The 19,726-nt window shown below is 68.5% G+C and carries 13 protein-coding genes; 6 read left to right on the top strand and 7 right to left on the bottom strand.

The genetic code is table 11. The annotated features are described in order from the left end of the window. Positions 1 to 40 precede the first annotated feature (40 nt). From BM436_RS14610 to BM436_RS14600, 3 genes are all read right to left on the bottom strand, one after another. On the bottom strand, positions 41 to 793 hold the full coding sequence (locus tag BM436_RS14610; protein WP_093556261.1) for a hypothetical protein: 753 nt from the start codon (positions 791 to 793) through the stop codon (positions 41 to 43). A gap of 8 nt (positions 794 to 801) precedes the next feature. Next, positions 802 to 1,023: a DUF3820 family protein gene (locus BM436_RS14605; protein WP_093556260.1), complete on the bottom strand. Its 222-nt coding sequence runs from the start codon at positions 1,021 to 1,023 to the stop codon at positions 802 to 804. A 69-nt stretch (positions 1,024 to 1,092) separates the two neighbouring features. Beyond that, on the bottom strand, positions 1,093 to 1,845 hold the full coding sequence (locus BM436_RS14600; RefSeq protein WP_093556259.1) for a substrate-binding periplasmic protein: 753 nt from the start codon (positions 1,843 to 1,845) through the stop codon (positions 1,093 to 1,095). Positions 1,846 to 2,035: 190 nt separating this feature from the next. On the opposite strand from BM436_RS14600, the gene BM436_RS14595 reads away from it, so the two are divergent. Then, positions 2,036 to 3,244: an MFS transporter gene (locus BM436_RS14595; RefSeq protein WP_093556258.1), complete on the top strand. Its 1,209-nt coding sequence runs from the start codon at positions 2,036 to 2,038 to the stop codon at positions 3,242 to 3,244. Between the two features lie 13 nt (positions 3,245 to 3,257). Here BM436_RS14595 and dgt read toward each other — a convergent pair whose 3' ends face one another. Beyond that, positions 3,258 to 4,478, bottom strand: a complete 1,221-nt coding sequence (dgt, locus tag BM436_RS14590; protein ID WP_093556257.1) for a dGTP triphosphohydrolase — start codon at positions 4,476 to 4,478, stop codon at positions 3,258 to 3,260. Between the two features lie 182 nt (positions 4,479 to 4,660). Here dgt and sppA point away from each other — a divergent pair, with 182 nt between their 5' ends. Continuing rightward, positions 4,661 to 6,520, top strand: a complete 1,860-nt coding sequence (gene sppA / locus BM436_RS14585) for a signal peptide peptidase SppA (protein ID WP_093556256.1) — start codon at positions 4,661 to 4,663, stop codon at positions 6,518 to 6,520. A 94-nt stretch (positions 6,521 to 6,614) separates the two neighbouring features. On the opposite strand, the gene BM436_RS14580 is transcribed toward sppA, so the two are convergent. The 3 genes from BM436_RS14580 to BM436_RS14570 form a co-directional block, all read right to left on the bottom strand. Next, positions 6,615 to 7,910 carry a M20/M25/M40 family metallo-hydrolase gene (locus BM436_RS14580; protein WP_229490304.1) on the bottom strand — a complete coding sequence of 432 codons (1,296 nt, stop codon included), beginning with the start codon at positions 7,908 to 7,910 and terminating at the stop codon, positions 6,615 to 6,617. Positions 7,911 to 8,023: 113 nt separating this feature from the next. After that, positions 8,024 to 9,397, bottom strand: coding sequence for a sensor histidine kinase (locus BM436_RS14575; protein WP_229490302.1), 1,374 nt, complete (start codon positions 9,395 to 9,397; stop codon positions 8,024 to 8,026). Further along, complete coding sequence (locus BM436_RS14570; protein WP_093556254.1) at positions 9,397 to 10,089, bottom strand: response regulator; 693 nt, start codon at positions 10,087 to 10,089, stop codon at positions 9,397 to 9,399. Before BM436_RS14570 ends, BM436_RS14575 begins: the two co-directional genes overlap by 1 nt. Positions 10,090 to 10,384: 295 nt before the next feature. Between BM436_RS14570 and BM436_RS14565 the strand changes: the two genes are divergently transcribed. The 4 genes from BM436_RS14565 to BM436_RS14550 are packed head-to-tail and all read left to right on the top strand — an operon-like array spanning position 10,385 to position 19,713. Beyond that, entirely contained in the window at positions 10,385 to 11,875 is a 1,491-nt protein-coding gene (locus BM436_RS14565; protein WP_093556253.1) for an MdtA/MuxA family multidrug efflux RND transporter periplasmic adaptor subunit, read from the top strand. A 31-nt stretch (positions 11,876 to 11,906) separates the two neighbouring features. Next, positions 11,907 to 15,008 carry an efflux RND transporter permease subunit gene (locus tag BM436_RS14560; RefSeq protein ID WP_093556252.1) on the top strand — a complete coding sequence of 1,034 codons (3,102 nt, stop codon included), beginning with the start codon at positions 11,907 to 11,909 and terminating at the stop codon, positions 15,006 to 15,008. Continuing rightward, the gene (locus BM436_RS14555; protein WP_093556251.1) at positions 15,005 to 18,208 is read left to right on the top strand and encodes an efflux RND transporter permease subunit; all 3,204 of its coding nucleotides are present in this window, start codon (positions 15,005 to 15,007) and stop codon (positions 18,206 to 18,208) included. The genes BM436_RS14560 and BM436_RS14555 overlap by 4 nt, the downstream gene beginning before the upstream one ends. Further along, entirely contained in the window at positions 18,205 to 19,713 is a 1,509-nt protein-coding gene (locus BM436_RS14550) for an efflux transporter outer membrane subunit (protein WP_093556250.1), read from the top strand. The genes BM436_RS14555 and BM436_RS14550 overlap by 4 nt, the downstream gene beginning before the upstream one ends. The last annotated feature ends 13 nt before the right edge of the window (positions 19,714 to 19,726 follow it).

Below are 19,726 nucleotides of genomic sequence, written 5' to 3'. Positions count from 1 at the left end.
AGTCTCGTCACCGCAACTTGCCATCGATCAACTGGCGCGGTCAGTTCGGCGGGAGCAGATGCCGGAATGTCGGCTCGATATTTTTCGAATGCAGGAATGTCACGATGTCTTCCAGCGTCGCGTCCTTCAGCAGCAAGCCGTCCGGCGTTGTCGCCGCGCGCTGGGGGACAGGCGCATCGGCCATGGACGGCGAACCGTGCGCTTGCTGGAGCAGGTTCAAGGCGCGCTGGAACTCCGCCTCGCTGATGCTCTGCAGGCCTTCCAGGAATGCCACCTGTCCCGCCACCGGCGGGGGCATTTCCAGTCCCGGCTCGTCGGCGAAGGACGCGCCCATGCCCGGATGGATGAAGGCGGCCCACTTGCCGGTGGCCTGGTGCAGGCAGGGCGGCAGTTCGACCGGGGCGCCGGCGGCGTCGGGCGGGAGCGGCATGTCCGGGAAGTAGGCTTTGTGGAGCAGCGCCAGGAATTGCCGTACCCGGGCGACCGGGGTGGGGGCGGCGAGCGACAGCCAAAGGCCATAGGCGTCGCCACCCGAGATGCTCACCGCCGGCGCCGGGAGGCCGAGCTCGGACTGCAGGGCGTTCGCCACGGCGCATAAACGGGTCCAGTGCTGGGCTTCTTCGCGGTCGTTGGTCTTCGCGAAGGGAATGAGCAGGGCGCGCGTCTGGCCCTCGTCCGTCGCCAGGTTGACGGCCACGGTGGCTAGACCGAGCAGGTGCTGCGTCAGCGTTTCCGGCGCCATGGCGCCCGGTGGGAGGTAGAGCCTGGTCAATTCGGAGATGAGTTTATGCATTGCTTCGTTCACGGTTGGCGCCGGCCCCGGAGCGGGTCCAGCAGGCTGCGCAGGTTGTTGTGGTCCAGCTCGTACATCAGCGCGAGCAGGCTGCCCAGCTGGCCGCTGGGGAAGCCTTCGCGCGCGAACCAGCCGAGGTAGTGGCCGGGCAGGTCGGCCAGCACGCGGCCCTTGTATTTACCGTAGGGCATTTGGTAGGTCAGCAACTGGGCCAAGGCTTCTGAATTCATGGCGACTTTTCATATAGGCGGACCGGCATTGTGTGGAAATCGCGCGGGATGCGCAAGCACCGCGCCCGCCTAGTCGGTCAACGGGAGGCCGTGGGTGGCGGCTATCCTCTTGAATGCGCCGTTCTTCTTGACGTTGTGCAGGGCTTTGTTGAATTGCCGTAGCAATTGCTCCGTGTTGCGATAGCGCCGCGACACCATCAGATAGGTGGCGTTGATGTCGAACGCCTTCTCCACGCTGAGGAAACGTCCACCGCCTTCCGATGTGAAACGCTTGTTGATCAAATGCTGCCCGACGTTTTCATCGGCGATGGCGAGGTCGAATCGTCTCGCTTGCAACTTCTCGAAATTGCGCTCCAGGTTGATGCCAAGATCCAATGTGATGCCCGCGTCGCTGAACAATTTGATGTACCAGAATCCATCCACGCCGCCGATGCGGTATTTGCGGAGATCCCGCAGGTCGTTGAAATCGACGTCGAGCTTTTTCCCGTCCCGGCTGTAGTAGAAGAATTTCATTTTTCTTGAGTACACGCTGTCCGAGAAGAGATATTGCTGTTCCCGTTCGGGTGTGCGGATGTAGGGCACCGCTCCCCAGGCTTCCGCCGTGTCGAGCGCCGTGGTGCAGCGTTTCCAGGGCATGAACTTGAACACGAAAGTGACACCCATTTCCTTGCCGATTTCCTGGAAGAGCTCGGTCAGGAAACTGTCCTCCGGTTTGCTGCTGACGTAAGGAGGAGCTTCGTTCGAAGCGATGACGAGCTCCTCCGCCTGTGCCATCCCCGCACACGCCAGACACAGGGATATCGCCGCGATCAGGTTTCTCATCTGGGCTCCGGATTTATGCTCGTTTGAGAGAAAGGCCTATTGTAGTCCTCCGCATTCCGTGAATGTGTCGCGGGCACAGCCGCTTGTCCATATTTGATTTCACAGCAAGTATCTTCTGCTCTGGCACGTATTTTTTGAAACAAAGAATCCCGCGATACTGCATGACATTAACTTTCACCGGAGTGTCGTCATGCCTATTGCCTTGCTGGCGCTGACTATCAGCGCGTTCGCCATCGGGACCACGGAATTCGTCATCGTCGGGCTGCTGCCCACCATCGCCGCCGATCTTGGCGTCAATCTGCCGTCGGCGGGACTGCTGGTCAGCCTGTACGCGCTGGGCGTGGCCATCGGCGCGCCGGTGCTGACCGCGCTCACCGGCAAACTGCCGCGCAAGACCCTGCTGCTGGGACTGATGGTCCTGTTCACCGCCGGCAACCTGCTGGCCTGGATGTCGCCCGGCTATGAGTCGCTGGTCATGGCCCGCGTCCTCACCGGCCTCGCGCACGGCGTGTTCTTCTCCATCGGCTCGACCATCGCCACCTCGCTGGTGCCGAAAGAGAAGGCCGCCAGCGCGATCGCCATCATGTTCACAGGCCTGACCGTGGCGCTGGTGACCGGTGTGCCGCTGGGCACCTTCATCGGCCAGCACCTCGGCTGGCGCGCGACCTTCCTGGCCGTCTCGGCGCTGGGCGTGGTCGCCTTCATCGGCAGCCTGCTGTTCGTGCCGTCCAACATCGCGCACAGCAAGCCCGCCTCGCTGACGCGGCAGGTGAAAGTGCTGGGCCAGCCGCGCCTGCTGCTGGTGTACGCGATGACGGCGGTGGGTTACGGCGGCTCCTTCATCGCCTTCACCTATCTGGCGCCCATCCTGCAGCGCATCGCGGGCTTCAGCGAGAACGCGGTCGGCCTGGTGATGCTGGTGTACGGCGTGTCCGTGGCGGTGGGCAATATCTGGGGCGGCAAGCTGGCCGACAGGCATGGCCCGATCAAGGCGTTGAAGATCATCTTCGCCGGCCTGGCCGCCGTGCTGATGGTGCTGAGTTTCACCGCGCCGCATCCATGGCTGGTGGTGGCCACCGTGCTGCTGTGGGGCGCCGTGGCCTTCGGCAATGTGGCGGGCTTGCAGGTGTACGTGGTGCGACAGGCCGAGCACTACACGCCGCGCGCCGTCGACGTGGCCTCGGGCCTGAACATCGCTGCCTTCAATCTCGGCATCGCGGGCGGCGCCTGGGGCGGTGGCGTCATCGTCGAGCGGCTGGGCCTGGTGCACACGGGCTGGATAGGGGCGATCGTGGTGCTGGGCGCCTACGCGCTGACCGCGCTGAGCGGCCGCCTGGACCAGGCCAACCCCGCCGTCCGCGACGCCGCGCCCGCGCGCCGCGTGGTGGGCGGCCATTGAGAGCCGGCGCGGGTTAACGGTCCCGCGGCGGGAAGTAGATCGCGTCCAGGCTGCCCTGGCCGAAATACTTCTCGTACTCCTGGGCCGCGAAGGAGTCCATCATGCCGGCGATGTAGTCGATCACCAGCCGTTCGCGGCTGTCCTTCAGGCAGCGCAGCTCGGGCGGCAGCAGGATGTTGTCGCGGTTGTATTGCCGGTCCGTCAGCACCTCGAACAAGCCGCGGATGATCTTCTCCCCGCGCTTCTCGTACAGCTGCACATCCTTCTTGCGCAGGATGGCCCTCCACAGCAAGCTCTTCAGCCCTTTGGCCAGCAACTGCTTCGATTGATAGCCCAACTGGCCGTCCACCACCGCGATGTCGCGGCACAGCTCGTACACGATCTGCGACGTCAATTCCTTGCGCAGCACGATGGAGTACTCCTCCGATGACGCGTGTTGCTCGCATTTGAGCGCCTCTTCGTGCGCGAAGTCGGCGATGGCCGAAAACAGCGGGTAGGCGCCGCCGAATTCCTGGCTGATGCGGAACTCGTGCGCGATCTCGCCCACGGTGATGATGCCGAAACTCAGCGCGTCCTCCACGTCGTGCGCGGCGTAGGCGATTTCATCCGACAAATCCATGATCTGCGCGTCGATGCTCTTGCGCGTGGCGACGCCGTGCCGCTCCAGCTCGGCGGTGAGGAAGGCGTGGTCGTCGTCGTACAGGAACTTCCTCGGATTCTCGGCGCGGGTGTGGAAGTACTTGGTGATGCCGAACAGGGTGCGCACCGTGAGGTTCAGGCCGGCGTAGCCGTAGTGCCGCTTCTCCAGCGTGCGCAGGATGCGGAAGGCTTGCGCGTTGCCCTCGAAGCCGCCGCAATCGTGGCACAGGGAATCGAGGATCTTTTCGCCGTAGTGGCCGAAGGGCGGATTGCCGATGTCGTGCGCCAGCGAACAGGTTTCGGACACCACGCTGCGCTCCAGCCCCAGTTCGGCCGCGATGGAGCGGGCGATCTGCGCCACTTCCAGGCTGTGCGTGAGGCGATTGCGGTTGAAGCGGTTGGCGTCCACGCCCAGCAACTGCATCTTGCCCTGCAGGCGGCGGAAGGAGGCCGCGTACAGCACGCGCGCGTAGTCGCGCATGCCGTCCTCGCGGCCGTCGCTGCGGCCGTCGTGCTGCGCGTGCACGCGGTATTCCAGCGGGCGGATCAGGGCTTCCTGTTGCCGGGCGTAGGCGATCGTTTCTGCTGAGTACATTCTTCGTTCCTGTCGTCGTGCGGGTGGGGCGATTCTAGACCAGCGGGGCGGGGATGGGTGTATATTGCTGGCGAAATGTTTCCCTATTGAAATTCACGAGGTCCACGCCGCAGTGCTTAGTGGGCAGAACGGGTGGTTTTGGCTTAAAGTGTTATCAGGATTTAATCTCACTAGGAGTATCGATGTCACGATCCATTTTTTCCCATGTGCGCAGCGGTTTGGGCTTTGCCTGGCGCGCGCTGGATTTCAGCCGCAGGGCGCTGCTGAACCTGCTGTTCCTGATACTGCTGATCGCGCTGGCCTGGGCCATCTTCGGCGGCGGCGTCAAGCCGCTGGGGCCGAAAACCATGCTGGTGCTGGACCTGAAAGGCGAGCTTGTCGAGCAGGCCAAGGGCGGCGTGCGCGACGCCGTCATGACCAACCTGCGTGGCGGCGAGGTGCGCCACATGGTGCAGCTGCGCGACGTGGTGAGCGTGCTGGACGCGGCCGCCAAGGATAGCCAGATCGCCGGCGCGGTGATCCTGCTGGACGAGATGGACGGCGGCGGCCAGGCCACCCTGCGCGAGGTGGCGCGCGCGGTGGAGCGCTTCAAGGCCAGCGGCAAGAAGGTCGTGGCCTGGGGCGCCGGCTACAACCAGCGCCAGTACCTGGTGGCGTCGCACGCCAGCGAGGTCTACATCCACCCCATGGGCGCGGTGCTGATCGAGGGCTTCGGCCGCTACCGCAATTACTATCGCGACGCGCTGGACAAGGTCGGCGTGACCGTGAACCTGATGAAGGTGGGCACCTACAAGAGTTTCGCCGAGCCCTTCATCGCCAACGGCCCGTCGCAGGCGGCCACCGAGGCCGAGGCCTTCCTGAACAACGCCCTGTGGGCCAGCTACACGGACGAGGTCGAGAAGGCGCGCAAGCTGCCCGAGGGCCAGATCATGAAGACCATCAACAACCTGCCGGCGCTGATGGAATCGGCCGGCGGCGACCTGGCCAAGCTGACCCTGGAGGCCAAGTTCGTCGACGGCCTGAAAACCCGCGACGAGATCCGCCAGTTGCTGATGCAGCGCGGCGAGAAGGACGCGCAGGGCAAGTCGTTCCGCCAGGTCGGCTTCGAGGAGTACCTGGCGCGCGTGCGTCCCAAGATCATGGGCGACGCGGTCGGCGTGGTGATGGCGGTGGGCGAGATCAGCGACGGCATCGCGCCGCCGGGCTCGATCGGCGGCCAGTCCACCTCCAACATGATACGCGCGGCGCGCGAGGACAACAGCATCAAGGCCATCGTGCTGCGCGTCGATTCGCCCGGCGGCAGCGCCTTCGGCTCCGAGCTGATCCGGCGTGAACTGGAACTGACGCGCGCGGCCGGCAAGCCGGTGATCGTGTCGATGGGCAACGTCGCCGCGTCCGGCGGCTACTGGATCTCGATGGCGGCCGACGAGGTGATCGCCGAGCCGAACACCATCACCGGCTCGATCGGCGTGTTCGCCATCCTGCCGACGGCCGACAAGGTCATCGACAAGCTGGGCATCCACACGGCAGGCGTGACGACCACCTGGCTGGCGGACGCGGGCAATCCGCTGCGCCCCCTGGACCCGCGCTTCGGCCAGGTGATCCAGAGCAGCATCAACCACATCTACGCCGACTTCACCGCCAAGGCCGCCGCCGCGCGCAAGACCACGCCGGAGAAGATCGACGCGGTGGCGCAGGGCCGGGTGTGGACCGGCACCCAGGCCAAGGAGCGCGGCCTGGTGGACCGCCTGGGCACCTACCAGGACGCCATCAAGACCGCCGCCGAGCGCGCCAAGCTGGGCGGCGACTACCGGGTCGCCTACATCGAGCGCGAGACGTCCAAGTTCGACCGCGTGCTGGAATTCTTCGGCGCCTCGGCGGCGCAGGCGATCGCGCCCTACGTCAAGGCCAGCCTGGCCCCGACCGGCATGCCGATGGGCGCGGCCGCCAACGTGGCCAGGGAGATGAGCTGGCTGAACGAGATGGCCGAGCAGCGCAAGCCGTTCGCGGCGTTCACGCACTGCCTGTGCGTTTCGCCGTAGACGTGTGGTTAAAACCCGAGGCGAAACCCGGGGTCGGACCCAATGGGTCCGACCCCGGCATCCGCCGCTGGTTTTCAGCGGCGCCCCGGCGGCGCTAGCGTGTCAATCGGTATAAAAGTATCGCCGTGCGTATCGTCGCGCGCTCGATGGAGCTGATGTCCAGGTCCTCGTCGGGCGAGTGGGCGCCGTTGCCGGTGGCGCCCAGGCCGTCCAGGCTGTCCACGTAGGGGGCGACGAACTGCACGTCGCCGGCGCCGCGCAGGCCAGGCGGCAGCGGCGCGATCGGGCCGTAGCCGGCGTCCTCGCTGGCCTTCGAATACACCTCCAGCACCTTCAGGTTGCCCGCCGTGGGCGACATCGGCGGATACGAGTCGTGGAAGCTGATGCTGGCGCTGGTGCCCGGCAGGCTTTGCGCGACGATGGCCCGCATCTTCGCCCGCGCGCGGTCGCGCTGCTCGTAGCTCAGGTAGCGCATGTCGCCCTTCACCATGGCCGTGTTCGGGATCACGTTGGTCTTGCCGTGCGCCGTGCCGCGCGCGCCGGCGTCGTCATGGGTCACGCCGGTGCCGCCCAGGATCAGGCCCGGGCTGAAGGTGAGGTCGGGTTCCACCACCTGCTGGCGGAAGCCGTCCAGGATGCGCGCGGCCTCGTAGATGGCGCCGTAGCCGGCCTGCTCGCGGAAGATGGCCGACGAGTGGCCCTGCTTGCCCTTCACGTCCAGCTCCCACGACGACGACGCGCGGCGGCCGATGGTGCCGGTGGCCTGGCCCTTGGCGTCCAGCGCCGTGGCCTCGAAGGCGAGGGCGATGTCGCTGCGCTTGGCCGCCGCCACCATGTCGCCGCGCGAGATGTCCTTCGGCTCGCCGGCGTTTTCCTCGTCGCCCGTGAACATCACCGTGATGGTGGTGTTGTCCAGCGCGCCCACCGAGTGCAGCGCGCGCAGCGCCTCGATGATGATGACGTCGCCGCCCTTCATGTCGTTCACGCCCTGGCCGCGCACCGTGTTGCCGTTGCGGTTCCACAGCCGCACCGGGCTGTCCTTCTCGAACACGGTGTCGAGGTGGCCGATCAGCAGCAGGCGCTTTCCCTGCTTGCCGCCGCGTTCCGCCACCAGGTGGCCGGCGCGCTGCACGGCGGGCGGCATGTCGATCCAGCGGGTCTGGAAGCCCAGCGCGTCGAACTCGGCGCGGAACAGTTTGCCCACGGCGCGCACGCCCTCGTGGTTCATGGTGCCGCTGTTGATGTTCACGGAGCGCTCCAGCAGGGCCAGGCCCTTGTCGGCGTTGGCCTTCACCGCCGCGACGATGGATTGCTCGGTGGCGGTGAGGCCGGCGGCCGACGCGGCCTGCATGGCGCAGGCCGCGAGGGCGCCAAGTAACTGTCGTTTCATTTCAACCTTCCGATTTGGCATGCGGAGGCATATCGTACCTGTTTTCAGGCCAAGCCAAGTGCAACCGCCGGGGGCAGACCCGCCGGGTCTGACCCCTGGTTCCGCATCTGGTTTTAGCCGGCCAGCGGCAGCGTGACGATGAAGGCGCTGCGGCCGCCATGCTCGGCCACGCAGCGCGCCTCGCCGCCGTGGCGGCGCGCGATCTGCCGCACCAGCGCCAGGCCCAGGCCGGAGCCGGTGCTGTCGCGGGCCGCGCTGCTGCGGTAGAACGGCTCGAACACCTTGTCCTGCTCGGCCTTGGGCACGCCCGGCCCCGCGTCCTGCACGCGGATCTCGGCCCGCCCGCCGTCGACACGGATGTACATGCTGGTGGGCGCCGCGCCGTGGCGTCGGGCGTTTTCCAGCAGGTTGCGCAGCAGGCGGCGCAGCAGGCGCGGATCGCCGCGCACCACGGCCGATTCGCCTTCCAGCTCGCTCTCCTCGTAGCGCGCGCATTCCTCCGCCGCCAGCGCGAGCAGGTCGAGCTGTTCCTCGGACGTCTCGGTGTGGGCCGAATCCAGGCGGCTGGCCAGCAGGATCTCGTCGATCAACTGGTCCAGCTCCGCGATGTCCTGCTCCAGCCCCTTGCGGCGCTTGGGATCGACGTCGTCCATGCTCAGCTCCATGGCGAGGCGGATGCGGGCCAGCGGCGTGCGCAGCTCGTGCGAGGCGTTGGCCAGCATCGATTTATGGGCGCCCACCAGCGCCTCGATCTGGTCCGCCGAGCGGTTGAAGGCCGCCGCCAGCCGCGCGACCTCGTCGCCGCCTTTCACTTCGACGCGCGCCCCCAGGTTGCCCGCGCCCAGCGATTCCACGCCCTGCTGCAGGTGTTCCAGCCGGCGCGTGAGGCGGCGCACGACGGGGTAGGCGCCGAGGGCGATGATGATGGCGAGCGCGATCAGCATCGTGTGCAGCCGCACCCGCGAGGGCAGTTGCCGCAGCGGCGTGCTGGAAACGATGTGGCGGCCGTCCTCCAGCCGCATGTGGAAGCGGCGCCCGCCCGGGGACGGTGCGCCGGCGCCGGCCGCCGCCGGCCGCTCGTCGAGGTCCGCGTGTTCGGCGTGGCGGCGCATGCGCTCCATCCGCTCGCGGCGTTCGGCGCGTTCGGCCGGGTCGTCCATGCCCTCCATGCGCTCGATCCGCTCCATGCGCCGTTCCATCCGCTCGGGACGCGGCAGCGGCTCGCCGACAAAGGCCAGCCGCTCCCATTCGCGGCTGTACAGCGTGATGTCCGCGCGCAGCCCCTTGGTCAGGTGCTCCAGCGCGGCCTGCTGCTCCGCCGGCGAGGCTTCCGCGGCGGGCAGGGCGTTCCGCAGCAGGGTGCCCAGCGTCTGGTCGGAACGTTCGAACGGGGCGCCGGCGTAGTGCCAGAGCAGGGCCACCGCGATGGTGAGCGTGGCCAGGCTGGCCAGCAGCGCGGCGTAGAACCTGAAATACAGGCGCGGCATCAGTCCTGGTCCTTGGCGAACACGTAGCCGGCGCCGCGCACGGTGATGATGCGGCGCGGATGCTTGGGATCGTCCTCCACGGCCGCGCGCAGGCGGGACATGTGCACGTCGATGGAGCGGTCGAAGGTGTCGCCCTGGCTGCCGGAGGTGGCGTCCAGCAGCGCCTCGCGCGACATCACACGGCCGGCGTTGCGCGCCAACAGGACCAGCAGGTCGAACTGGCAGGTGGTGAGATCGCAGGCCTTGCCGTCCAGCCGCGCCGCGTAGGACACGGGTTCGATCTCCAGCCGGCCGAAGCGCAGCACCTCCTGGGTGGCGCGCTGCTTTTCGCCGCCCCGGCGCAGCACGGCGCGCAGGCGGGCCAGCAGTTCGCGCGGCTCGAAGGGCTTGGGCAGGTAGTCGTCCGCGCCCAGTTCCAGGCCGATGATGCGGTCGATGGCGTCGCCGCGCGCGGTCAGCATCAGCACCGGGATGTCGGACGAGGCGCGCAACTGGCGGCACACCTCCAGGCCGTCCATGTCCGGCAGCATCAGGTCGAGGATGATGGCGCCGACCGGGTTTTCGGCCAGCCAGGCCAGGGCGGGCTTGGCCCGCATGTGGGCCGTGACGGCGTAGCCGGCCTTGGCCAGGTACTCGGACAGCATCTCGCACAGGCGCGGATCGTCTTCGATAATCAGGATATGTTCGCTCATGGGCTTATTTTACGGACCGCGGGAGCCTCGTCCCGGACGAATTTGTAGCAGCTTTGTATCTGACCGTGAAGCCATGTAACTGGGGTGTCCAACAGGCAAGAGACGCCCGTGGTTGCTGGGGAAGCGGTCCGTCATAAGGGAACCCACCCGCCGCGCGGGGCCGCGCGCGACGCCGCGCAAGGGGATTTCGCGTGTCCGATTGTTTCTGGTTGACGCATTGCGGCACGGCGCCTGTGCTAGAGTCAAATCAACAATTTTGCAACTGGTTTGAACAACAAATAGAAGGAAAAGCGCGATGAAATCGCCCGCACCCGACACCGTTACCCCCAAACGCAGCCGCCGGGCCAAGATCATAGGCGCCGTGATCGCCATCGCTGCCATGGCGGGCCTGGGCTGGCTGGCCTGGGACCTGACCCATCCCGCCGCGGGGCAGGGCGCCGCGGGAGCACAGGGGGGGGCCGGTGGTCCGGGTGGTCCCGGCGGCGGGGGCGGACGGCGGGGCGGCGCGCCCACCACGGTGGGCGTGGCGACGGCCGAACTGGCCGACATCCCGGTGGTGCTGGACGCCCTGGGCACCGTCACCGCCGCCGCGACCACCACCGTGCGGCCGCAGGTCACCGGCATCCTGCAGAAGGTGCTGTTCAAGGAAGGCCAGATGGTGAAGGCGGGACAGGTGCTGGCGCAGATCGATCCGCGCCAGTTCGAGATGTCGCTGATGCAGGCCAGCGGCCAGCGCCAGCGCGACGAGGCGCAGCTGGAAAACGCGAAGCTGACCCTGGAGCGCTACCGCACCCTGTTGTCGCAGGATTCGATCGCGCGGCAGGATGTGGACACGCAGGCGGCGCTGGTGAAGCAGCTCGAGGGCACCGTGATGACGGACCGCGCCTCCGAGGGCACGGCGCGGCTGAACCTGGGCTACACCAAGGTGATCGCGCCGATCAGCGGCCGGGTGGGCCTGCGGGTGGTGGACGTGGGGAACCTGGTCAGCTCGGGCGACACGGCGGGCATCGCGGTGATCACGCAGTTGTCGCCCATCGACGTGGAGTTCTCGGTGCCGCAGGACCGGGCGCCGGATGTGATGGCGGGCGTGCAGGCGGGCGAGCCCTTGAACGCCGTGGCGCTGGATCGCACGCGCGCCAACGCGCTCGACACCGGGCGCTTCTCGGCGCTGGACAACCAGGTCGACACGCAGACCGGCACCATCAAGGCCAAGGCGAGGTTCGCCAACACCAAAAACACGCTGTTCCCCAGCCAGTTCGTCAACGTGCGGCTTGAGCTGCGCACCATCAAGGACGCGGTGATGGTGCCGGTGACGGCGCTGCGGCACGGCACCAAGGGCGATTACGTCTACGTGCTGAAGGAGGACCGCACGGTGTCGGTCCGTCCGGTGACGCGCGGGCAGTCCACGGTGGACAGGACGGAGATCCGCACCGGCCTGAAGGCGGGCGAGAAAGTGATCACCGAGGGGGCGGACCGCCTGAAGGACGGCGCCAAGGTCACGCTGCCGGGCGACAAGCCGGCGGCGGGCGGCGGCGGCCGGCGGGGCAATCGCGGCGGCCAAGGTGGCGGGCAGGCGGGAGCGGATGGCGCGTCCCCGCCCGCCGGCGCAGCGGCCGGTGCCGCCGCCCCGGGGGCGTCCGAGCCGGCCGGAGAACGCCGCCACCGCCGCGACGGCGCGCAGCCTGGCGCGGACGGGCAGGGCGGAGGAGAGCGCCGCCACCGCCGCGAGGGCGGGACCGAGCGCGGACAATCGGGCGCGCCGGCCACGCCGGGCACGGCGCAATGATGGCCGCCGACACCGAGCGGGGTTGCGCGCCATGAGCCCGTCCCGTCCCTTCATCCAGCGCCCGGTGGCGACTTCGCTGCTGATGCTGGCCATCGTGCTCGCCGGCCTGGTGGGCTTCAAGTTCCTGCCGCTGTCCGCGCTGCCGCAGGTCGACTTCCCCACCATCCAGGTACAGACCCTGTACCCCGGCGCCAGCCCCGAGGTGATGGGCCAGACCGTCACCGCGCCGCTGGAGCGCCAGTTCGGCCAGATGTCCGGCCTGCAGCGCATGAGCTCCACCAGCGCGGCCGGGGTCTCCATCATCACGCTGCAATTCGGCCTGGGCCAGACGCTGGACGTGGCCGAGCAGGAGGTGCAGGCCGCCATCAACGCCGGCGGCTCGCTGCTGCCGACGGACCTGCCGGCGCCCCCGGTCTACGCCAAGGTGAACCCGGCCGACGCGCCCGTGCTGACGCTGGCCATCACCTCGGACACGATGCCGCTGACCGAGGTGCAGAACATCGTCAACACACGCCTGGCGCTGAAGATCAGCCAGGTCAACGGCGTGGGCCTGGTGTCGCTGAGCGGCGGCCAGCGCCCCGCCGTGCGCATCCAGGCCGACACGCAGGCGCTGTCGTCCTACGGCCTGGGCCTGGACACGCTGCGCACCGCCATCACCGCGGCCAACGCCAACAGCGCCAAGGGCAGCTTCGACGGCCCCACGCGCTCCTTCACCATCAACGCCAACGACCAGTTGGTGACGGCCGACGATTACAAGAACCTGATCGTCACCTACAAGAACGAGGCGCCGGTGCGCCTGTCCGACGTCGCCCGCGTGGTCGACAGCGCGGAGAACGTGCGCCTGGGCGCCTGGTCCGGCCTCAAGCCCGCCATCATCCTCAACGTGCAGCGCCAGCCCGGCGCCAACGTGATCGCCACCGTGGACGCCATCAAGGAACGCCTGCCCGAGCTGCAGGCGGGCCTGCCCGGCGCGATGCGGGTGGACGTGCTGAGCGACCGCACCACCGGCATCCGCGCCTCCGTCAAGCACGTGGAGATCGAACTGGTGCTGGCGGTGGTGCTGGTGGTGCTGGTCATCTTCGGCTTCCTGCACAGCATACGCGCCACCGTGATCGCCAGCCTGGCCGTGCCGATCTCGCTGATCGGCACCTGCGGCGTGATGTATTTGCTGGGCTACAGCCTGAACAACCTGAGCCTGATGGCGCTCACCATCGCCACCGGCTTCGTGGTGGACGACGCCATCGTCATGATCGAGAACATCGCCCGCTACATCGAGGAGGGCGAAACGCCGATGGCCGCCTCCATCAAGGGCGCTGCGCAGATCGGCTTCACCATCATCTCGCTGACGGTGTCGCTGATCGCCGTGCTGATCCCGCTGCTGTTCATGGGCGACGTGGTGGGGCGGCTGTTCCGCGAGTTCGCCATCACGCTGTCCATCACCATCCTGATCTCCGCCGTGGTGTCGCTGACGCTGGTGCCGATGATGTCGGCGCGCTGGCTGAAGAGCCACAAGGACGACGCCCCCGGCTCCATGGGCTCGCGCATCCAGCGGTTCTTCGACAAGGTGATCGTGCGGTACGACCATTCGCTGCAATGGGTGATGGCGCGCCAGGGCCTGACCCTGCTGGTGGCGCTGGCCACCCTGGTGCTGACGGTGGTGCTGTACATCTTCATCCCGAAAGGCCTGTTCCCCACGCAGGACACCGGCCAGCTGCAGGCCCGCATCGAGACCGCGCAAGCCGTGTCCTACACCCGCATGGCGCAGCTGCAGCAGGCCGCCGCGAAGGCCATCCTGGAAGACCCGGACGTGGAAAACCTCAGCTCCGTGGTCGGCGTGGACGCGGCCAACAACACCATGCTGCACACCGGCCGCATGCTGATCAACCTGAAGCGCGACCGCGGCGAACAGGCCGAGATCATGGAGCGGCTGCGCTCGCGCGTCGGCGCCGTGGCGGGCGTGACGGTCTACCTGCAGCCCACGCAGGACCTCACCATCGACGCCGAATCCGGCCCCACGCAGTACCGCGTGTCGCTGGAGGGGGCGGACAACGCCACCGTGACGGAATGGGCCGGCAAGCTGGCGGCGCAAATGCAGAAGAAGGAACAACTGCGCAACGTGGTGTCCGACGCCGGCGCCACCGGCGTGGCCGCGCACGTGAGCATAGACCGCGACACGGCGTCGCGCCTGTCCATCACCGCCGCCGCCATCGACGACGCGCTGTACAACGCCTTCGGCCAGCGCATCGTCTCCACCATCTTCACCGAGACCAACCAGTACCGCGTGATCCTGGAGGCGCAGCCGGGCATCCTCACCACGCCCGAGACGCTGGGCAACCTGCACCTGCGCACCGGTTCCGGCAAGCCCACGCCGCTGTCGGCCGTGGCCACAGTCACCGAGAGGCCGGCGCCGCTGCAGATCACCCACGTCGCGCAATACCCGGCCACCACGCTGGGCTTCGACACGGCGCCCGGTGTGTCGCTGGGGCGTTCGGTCGAGGCCATCCGCCAGGCGGCCGAGGAGATCAAGCTGCCGCCGTCGGTGTCGATGACCTTCCTGGGCGCGGCGGGCGCCTACCAGGCCTCGCTGTCCAACCAGCTGTGGCTGATCCTGGCGGCGGTGATCTGCGTGTACATCGTGCTGGGCGTGCTGTACGAGAGCTACATCCACCCGCTGACCATCCTGTCCACGCTGCCGTCGGCGGGCGTGGGCGCCTTGCTGGCGCTGATGATCAGCGGGCAGGACCTGGGGGTGATCGGCATCATCGGCATCATCCTGCTGATCGGCATCGTGAAGAAGAACGCCATCATGATGATCGACTTCGCCATCGAGGCTGAAAGGGACGAGGGCAAACCGCCGCGCGAGGCCATCCACCAGGCCGCGCTGCTGCGCTTCCGCCCCATCCTCATGACGACGCTGGCCGCGCTGTTCGCCGCAGTGCCGCTGATGCTGGGCTGGGGCGAGGGCGCGGAACTGCGCCGTCCGCTGGGCCTGGCCATCTTCGGCGGCCTGATCGTCAGCCAGATGCTCACGCTGTACACCACGCCGGTGATCTACCTCGGCTTCGACAGCCTGGCGCGGCGCTGGGGGCGGAAGGACGCGCAAGCCGCGCCGGCGCCCGGAGCGCTGAAATGAACCTGTCCGAACCCTTCGTCCGGCGCCCCATCGCCACCGTGCTGCTGACCATCGGCATCGCGCTGGCGGGCATAGGGGCGTTCTTCGTGCTACCGGTGTCGCCGTTGCCGCAGGTGGACTATCCGTCCATCTCGGTGAGCGCCAACCTGCCAGGCGCCAGTCCGGACACGATGGCCTCCAGCGTCGCCACGCCGCTCGAGCGCAGGCTGGGCGTGATCGCCGGCGTCAACGAGATGACCTCCTCGTCCAGCAACGGCTCCACGCGCGTCAGCCTGCAGTTCGACCTGAACCGCAAGATCGATTCCGCCGCGCGCGAGGTGCAGGCCGCCATCAACGCCTCGCGCGCCGACCTGCCGGCCACCTTGCGCAGCAACCCCACCTACCGCAAGGCCAACCCGTCGGACGCGCCGGTCATCATCCTGGCGCTGACGTCGCCCAGCCGCACGCCGGGCCAGATCTACGAGGCCGTGTCCAATATCGTGCAGCAGAAGCTGGCGCAGGTGAAGGGCGTGGGCGACGTGGAGATCGGCGGCGGTTCGCTGCCCGCCGTGCGCGTGGAGTTGCTGCCCTACGCCCTGAACCGCTATGGCGTGTCGACCGAGGACGTGCGCGCGGCCATCCAGGCCGCCAACGCCAACCGCCCCAAGGGCGCGCTGGAAAGCGAGGACCGGCGCATGCAGATCTATTCGCAGGCCTCGACCGCCACCGGCGGGCGCAGCGCGGCGGACTACCGCGACCTGGTGGTGGCCTGGCGCGACGGCGCCGGCATCCGCCTGAGCGACGTGGCGCGGGTGGTGGACGGCTCCGAGAACAAGAACACGCTCGGCCTGTTCAACGGCGACCCCGCCGTGATCGTGCTGATCACCCGCCAGCCCGGCGCCAACGTCATCGAAACGGTGGACAGCGTGCGCGCGCTGCTGCCGCAACTGCAGGCGCAGCTGCCGCCGGACGTGAAGCTGCAGGTGGCGTCCGACAGCACCAACTCCATCCGCTCGTCCTTGCACGAGATCGAGTTCACGCTGCTGATCTCCATCGTGCTGGTGGTGCTGGTGGTGAGCGCCTTCCTGCGCAGCGTGCGCGCCACCATCATCCCGGCCGTGGCCACCATCGTGTCGCTGCTGGGCACCTTCGGCGTGATGTACCTGCTGGGCTTCAGCCTGAACAACCTGAGCCTGATGGCGCTCACCGTGGCCACCGGCTTCGTGGTGGACGACGCCATCGTGGTGCTGGAGAACACCGCGCGCCACATCGAGGACGGCATGGACCGCTTCAAGGCCGCGCTGCTGGGCGCGCGCGAGGTGGGCTTCACGGTGCTGTCCATCAGCCTGTCGCTGGTGGCGGTGTTCATTCCGCTGCTGTTCATGGGCGGGCAGGTGGGGCGGCTGTTCCGCGAGTTCGCCGTCACGCTGTCGGTGGCGGTCATGATCTCGCTGCTGATCTCCCTGACCACCACGCCCATGATGTGCGCCTGGCTGCTCAAGCCCGGCCAGGACGCGAAGCCGCGGGGCAGGGTGGCGCGCGCCTTCGAGCGCGGCTTCGGCTGGGTGCTGCGCACCTACGAGCATTCGCTGGACTGGGCGCTGTCCAGCGTCTGGCTGGTGATGGCCATCCTGGTGTTCGTGGTGGGCCTGAACGTCTACCTGTTCTCGGCCGCGCCCAAGGGCTTCTTCCCGCAGCAGGACACGGGCCAGATCAACGGCGGCCTGCGCGCGGACCAGAGCATCTCCTTCCAGGCCATGCAGCAGAAGCTGCGGCAGCTGGTGAACATCATCAAGCGCGATCCCGCCGTGGCGACGGTGGTGGGCTTCACCGGCGGCTCGCGGGCGGGCGGCGGCTTCATGTTCATCAACCTCAAGCCGGCGTCCGAGCGCAGCGATTCCGGCCAGGCCGTGATCGCGCGGCTGCGGCCGCAGCTGGCCAAGGTGACGGGCGTGTCGCTGTTCCTCAATCCGGTGCAGGACTTGCGCATGGGCGGGCGCTCCAGCAACTCCACCTACCAGTACACGCTCAAGAGCGACAACCGCGACGACCTGAAGGCCTGGGCGACCAAGCTGGCGGACTCGATGCGGCAGCAGCCGGAATTGACCGACGTGGACACCGACCAGGCGGAGAACGGCGTGGAAACCTTCGTCACCATCGACAAGGACACCATCACCCGCATGGGCATCGGCGTGCGCGACGTGGACAACGCGCTGTACAACGCCTTCGGCCAGCGCCAGGTCGCCACCATCTACGATGAGCTGAACCAGTACAAGGTGGTGATGGAGGTGGCGCCCGAGTTCGCGCGCAGCCCGGAGGCGCTGAAGGACGTGCACGTGTCGGCGCGCGGCACCGGTTCCACCTCGTCCAACAACGTGCAGGCCGCGCGCGACGCCTCCACCGGCACGGCGCTGAGCACCGCGGCGGAGGCCATGGTGCCGCTGCCCGCCATCGCCACGTTCGCGGAGAGCTCCACGCCCACTTCCGTGAACCACCAGGACGGCGAGCTGGCCACCACGGTCTCCTTCAACCTGGCGGACGGCGCCAAACTGAGCGACGGCCAAGCCGCCGTCAAGCAGGCCGAGGCCGACATCGGCATGCCGAACAATGTGCGCGGCAGCTTCCAGGGCACGGCGCGCGCGGCGGACGAGTCGAACAAGCAGCAGCCCTTGCTGATCCTGGCCGCCATCGTGGTGATCTACATCGTGCTGGGCATCCTGTACGAGAGCCTGGTGCATCCGGTCACCGTGCTGTCCACCCTGCCGTCGGCGGGCGTGGGCGCGGTGCTGGCGCTGCTGCTGTTCAAGATGGAGTTCTCCATCATCGCGCTGATCGGGGTGTTCCTGCTGATCGGCATCGTCAAGAAGAACGCCATCCTGATCATCGATTTCGCGCTGGAGGCCGAGCGCGCGCGCGGGCTGTCGTCGGTGGCGGCGGTGCGCGAGGCCTGCCTGCTGCGCTTCCGGCCCATCCTGATGACCACCCTGGCCGCGGCGCTGGGCGCCTTGCCGCTGGCGATAGGCTTCGGCGAGGGCTCCGAGCTGCGCCGGCCGCTGGGCATCGCCATCATCGGCGGCCTGATCGCCAGCCAGATGCTGACCCTGTTGACCACGCCCGTCGTCTACATCCTGATGGACAAGCTGCGCCGGCCCGGCGAATCCGAATCCCAATTGAGCCGTAGCCACGGCGAGCAGGCAACTGCGTCGCCGGCAAAATCATGAACCAGATCCCGCATCGCGGCAGCGCCGCACCATTCCCTTCCGCCACCGCCCCGGCCTCGCGGTCCGCCGCGACGGCGCCCGCGCCGCGCCCTGCGCCGTCGATTCCCGCGCGCGCCGGCCTGCTGGCGCTGGCGGCCGCGCTGGCCGGCTGCGCGGTCGGCCCGAAATACGAGTTGCCCGCCACGCCGCACATCGCCGCCTTCAAGGAGGCCGAGGGCTGGGTGCCCGCCGCGCCGGCGGACGCGTTGGAGCGCGGTCCGTGGTGGACGCTGTTCGGCGACCCGGTGCTGAACGAGCTGGCGGCCTCGGTGGAGGTCTCGAACCAGAACATCGCCGCCGCCGCCGCGGCCTACGCGCAGGCGCGCGCGCTGGTGGCCGAGCAGCGCGCGCAGCTGTTCCCGTCCGTGGACCTGGGCGGCAGCGGCACGCGCGGCGGGGGCGGGGGCGACACGCGCACCTCCAGCCAATACCGCGTGAACATCGGCGGCAGCTGGGAGCCCGATATCTGGGGCCGGCTGGCGGCCGCCAACACGGCGGCCGGCGCCAGCGCGCAGGCCAGCGCCGCCGACCTCGCGGCCGCGCGGCTGTCGGCGCAGGGCGAACTGGCCGCCAACTACTTCTCGCTGCGCCAGCAGGACGCGCAAAAAGCGCTGCTGGACGCCACGGTGGCCGGCTACGAGCGCGTGCTGCGGATCGCGCAGAACCGCTTCAAGGCCGGCATCGCCGCGCACTCGGACGTGCTGCAGGCCCAGACACAGCTCGACAACGTGCGCATCGACCTGCTGACCGCCGCCCGCCAGCGCGCCCAGCTCGAGCACGCGATCGCCGTCCTGCTGGGGAAGGCGCCGGCCGAGTTCACGCTCGCGCCGCTGCCGCCGTCCGGGCCGGCGGCGCAGCCGTCGTTCCCGGCGGTGCCCGCGATCCCCGTGGGCGTGCCATCGACGCTGCTGCAGCGCCGTCCCGACATCGCCGCCGCCGAGCGCCGCGTGGCGGCCGCCAACGAGCAGATCGGCATCGCCCGCGCCGCCTATTTCCCCAGCCTGAACCTGAGCGCGTCCTACGGCTTCGGCGCCAGCCAGGTGGCGGGCCTGTTCAGCGCCTCGAACGGCCTGTGGTCGCTGGGCCTGTCCGCCGCGCAGACGCTGTTCGACGCCGGCGCCACCCGCGCCCGCGTGGCCGGCGCCGAGGCCGGGCGCGACGCCGCCATCGCCCGCTACCGCCAGACCGTGCTGGCCGCCTTCGCCGAGGTGGAGGACCAACTGGCCGCCAGCCGCGCGCTGGAACAGCAGCAGGAACTGCGCCTCAGCGCGGCGTCGGCGGCGGACCAGGTGGAGCAGCAGATGCTCAACCGCTACCGCGCCGGGCAGGTCGGCTACACGGACGTGGTGAACGCCCAGGTCACCGCGCTCAACGCGCGCCGCGCGCTGCTGCAGGCGCAGGCCGACCGCCAGGCCACGGCGGTGGCGCTGATCCAGTCGCTGGGCGGAGGCTGGCGCGCGCCCTAGACTGCGGAGGGGG

The organism is Pseudoduganella namucuonensis (assembly GCF_900116645.1).
Classification (GTDB): Bacteria; Pseudomonadota; Gammaproteobacteria; order Burkholderiales; family Burkholderiaceae_D; genus Rugamonas; species Rugamonas namucuonensis.
The sequence above is the reverse complement of the archived record's forward strand: the minus strand, read 5'-3'. Positions and strand labels throughout refer to the sequence as shown.

Excerpts from the sequence above, each read along its gene's own strand:
- BM436_RS14595 (WP_093556258.1), top strand. The coding sequence starts at position 2,036 with ATGCCTATTGCCTTGCTGGCGCTGACTATCAGCGCGTTCGCCATCGGG.
- BM436_RS14565 (WP_093556253.1), top strand. The coding sequence starts at position 10,385 with ATGAAATCGCCCGCACCCGACACCGTTACCCCCAAACGCAGCCGCCGG.
- BM436_RS14575 (WP_229490302.1), bottom strand. The coding sequence starts at position 9,397 with ATGCCGCGCCTGTATTTCAGGTTCTACGCCGCGCTGCTGGCCAGCCTG.
- BM436_RS14560 (WP_093556252.1), top strand. The coding sequence starts at position 11,907 with ATGAGCCCGTCCCGTCCCTTCATCCAGCGCCCGGTGGCGACTTCGCTG.
- BM436_RS14605 (WP_093556260.1), bottom strand. The coding sequence starts at position 1,023 with ATGAATTCAGAAGCCTTGGCCCAGTTGCTGACCTACCAAATGCCCTAC.
- BM436_RS14580 (WP_229490304.1), bottom strand. The coding sequence starts at position 7,910 with ATGAAACGACAGTTACTTGGCGCCCTCGCGGCCTGCGCCATGCAGGCC.
- BM436_RS14570 (WP_093556254.1), bottom strand. The coding sequence starts at position 10,089 with ATGAGCGAACATATCCTGATTATCGAAGACGATCCGCGCCTGTGCGAG.
- BM436_RS14610 (WP_093556261.1), bottom strand. The coding sequence starts at position 793 with ATGCATAAACTCATCTCCGAATTGACCAGGCTCTACCTCCCACCGGGC.
- dgt (WP_093556257.1), bottom strand. The coding sequence starts at position 4,478 with ATGTACTCAGCAGAAACGATCGCCTACGCCCGGCAACAGGAAGCCCTG.
- BM436_RS14600 (WP_093556259.1), bottom strand. The coding sequence starts at position 1,845 with ATGAGAAACCTGATCGCGGCGATATCCCTGTGTCTGGCGTGTGCGGGG.
- sppA (WP_093556256.1), top strand. The coding sequence starts at position 4,661 with ATGTCACGATCCATTTTTTCCCATGTGCGCAGCGGTTTGGGCTTTGCC.
- BM436_RS14555 (WP_093556251.1), top strand. The coding sequence starts at position 15,005 with ATGAACCTGTCCGAACCCTTCGTCCGGCGCCCCATCGCCACCGTGCTG.
- BM436_RS14550 (WP_093556250.1), top strand. The coding sequence starts at position 18,205 with ATGAACCAGATCCCGCATCGCGGCAGCGCCGCACCATTCCCTTCCGCC.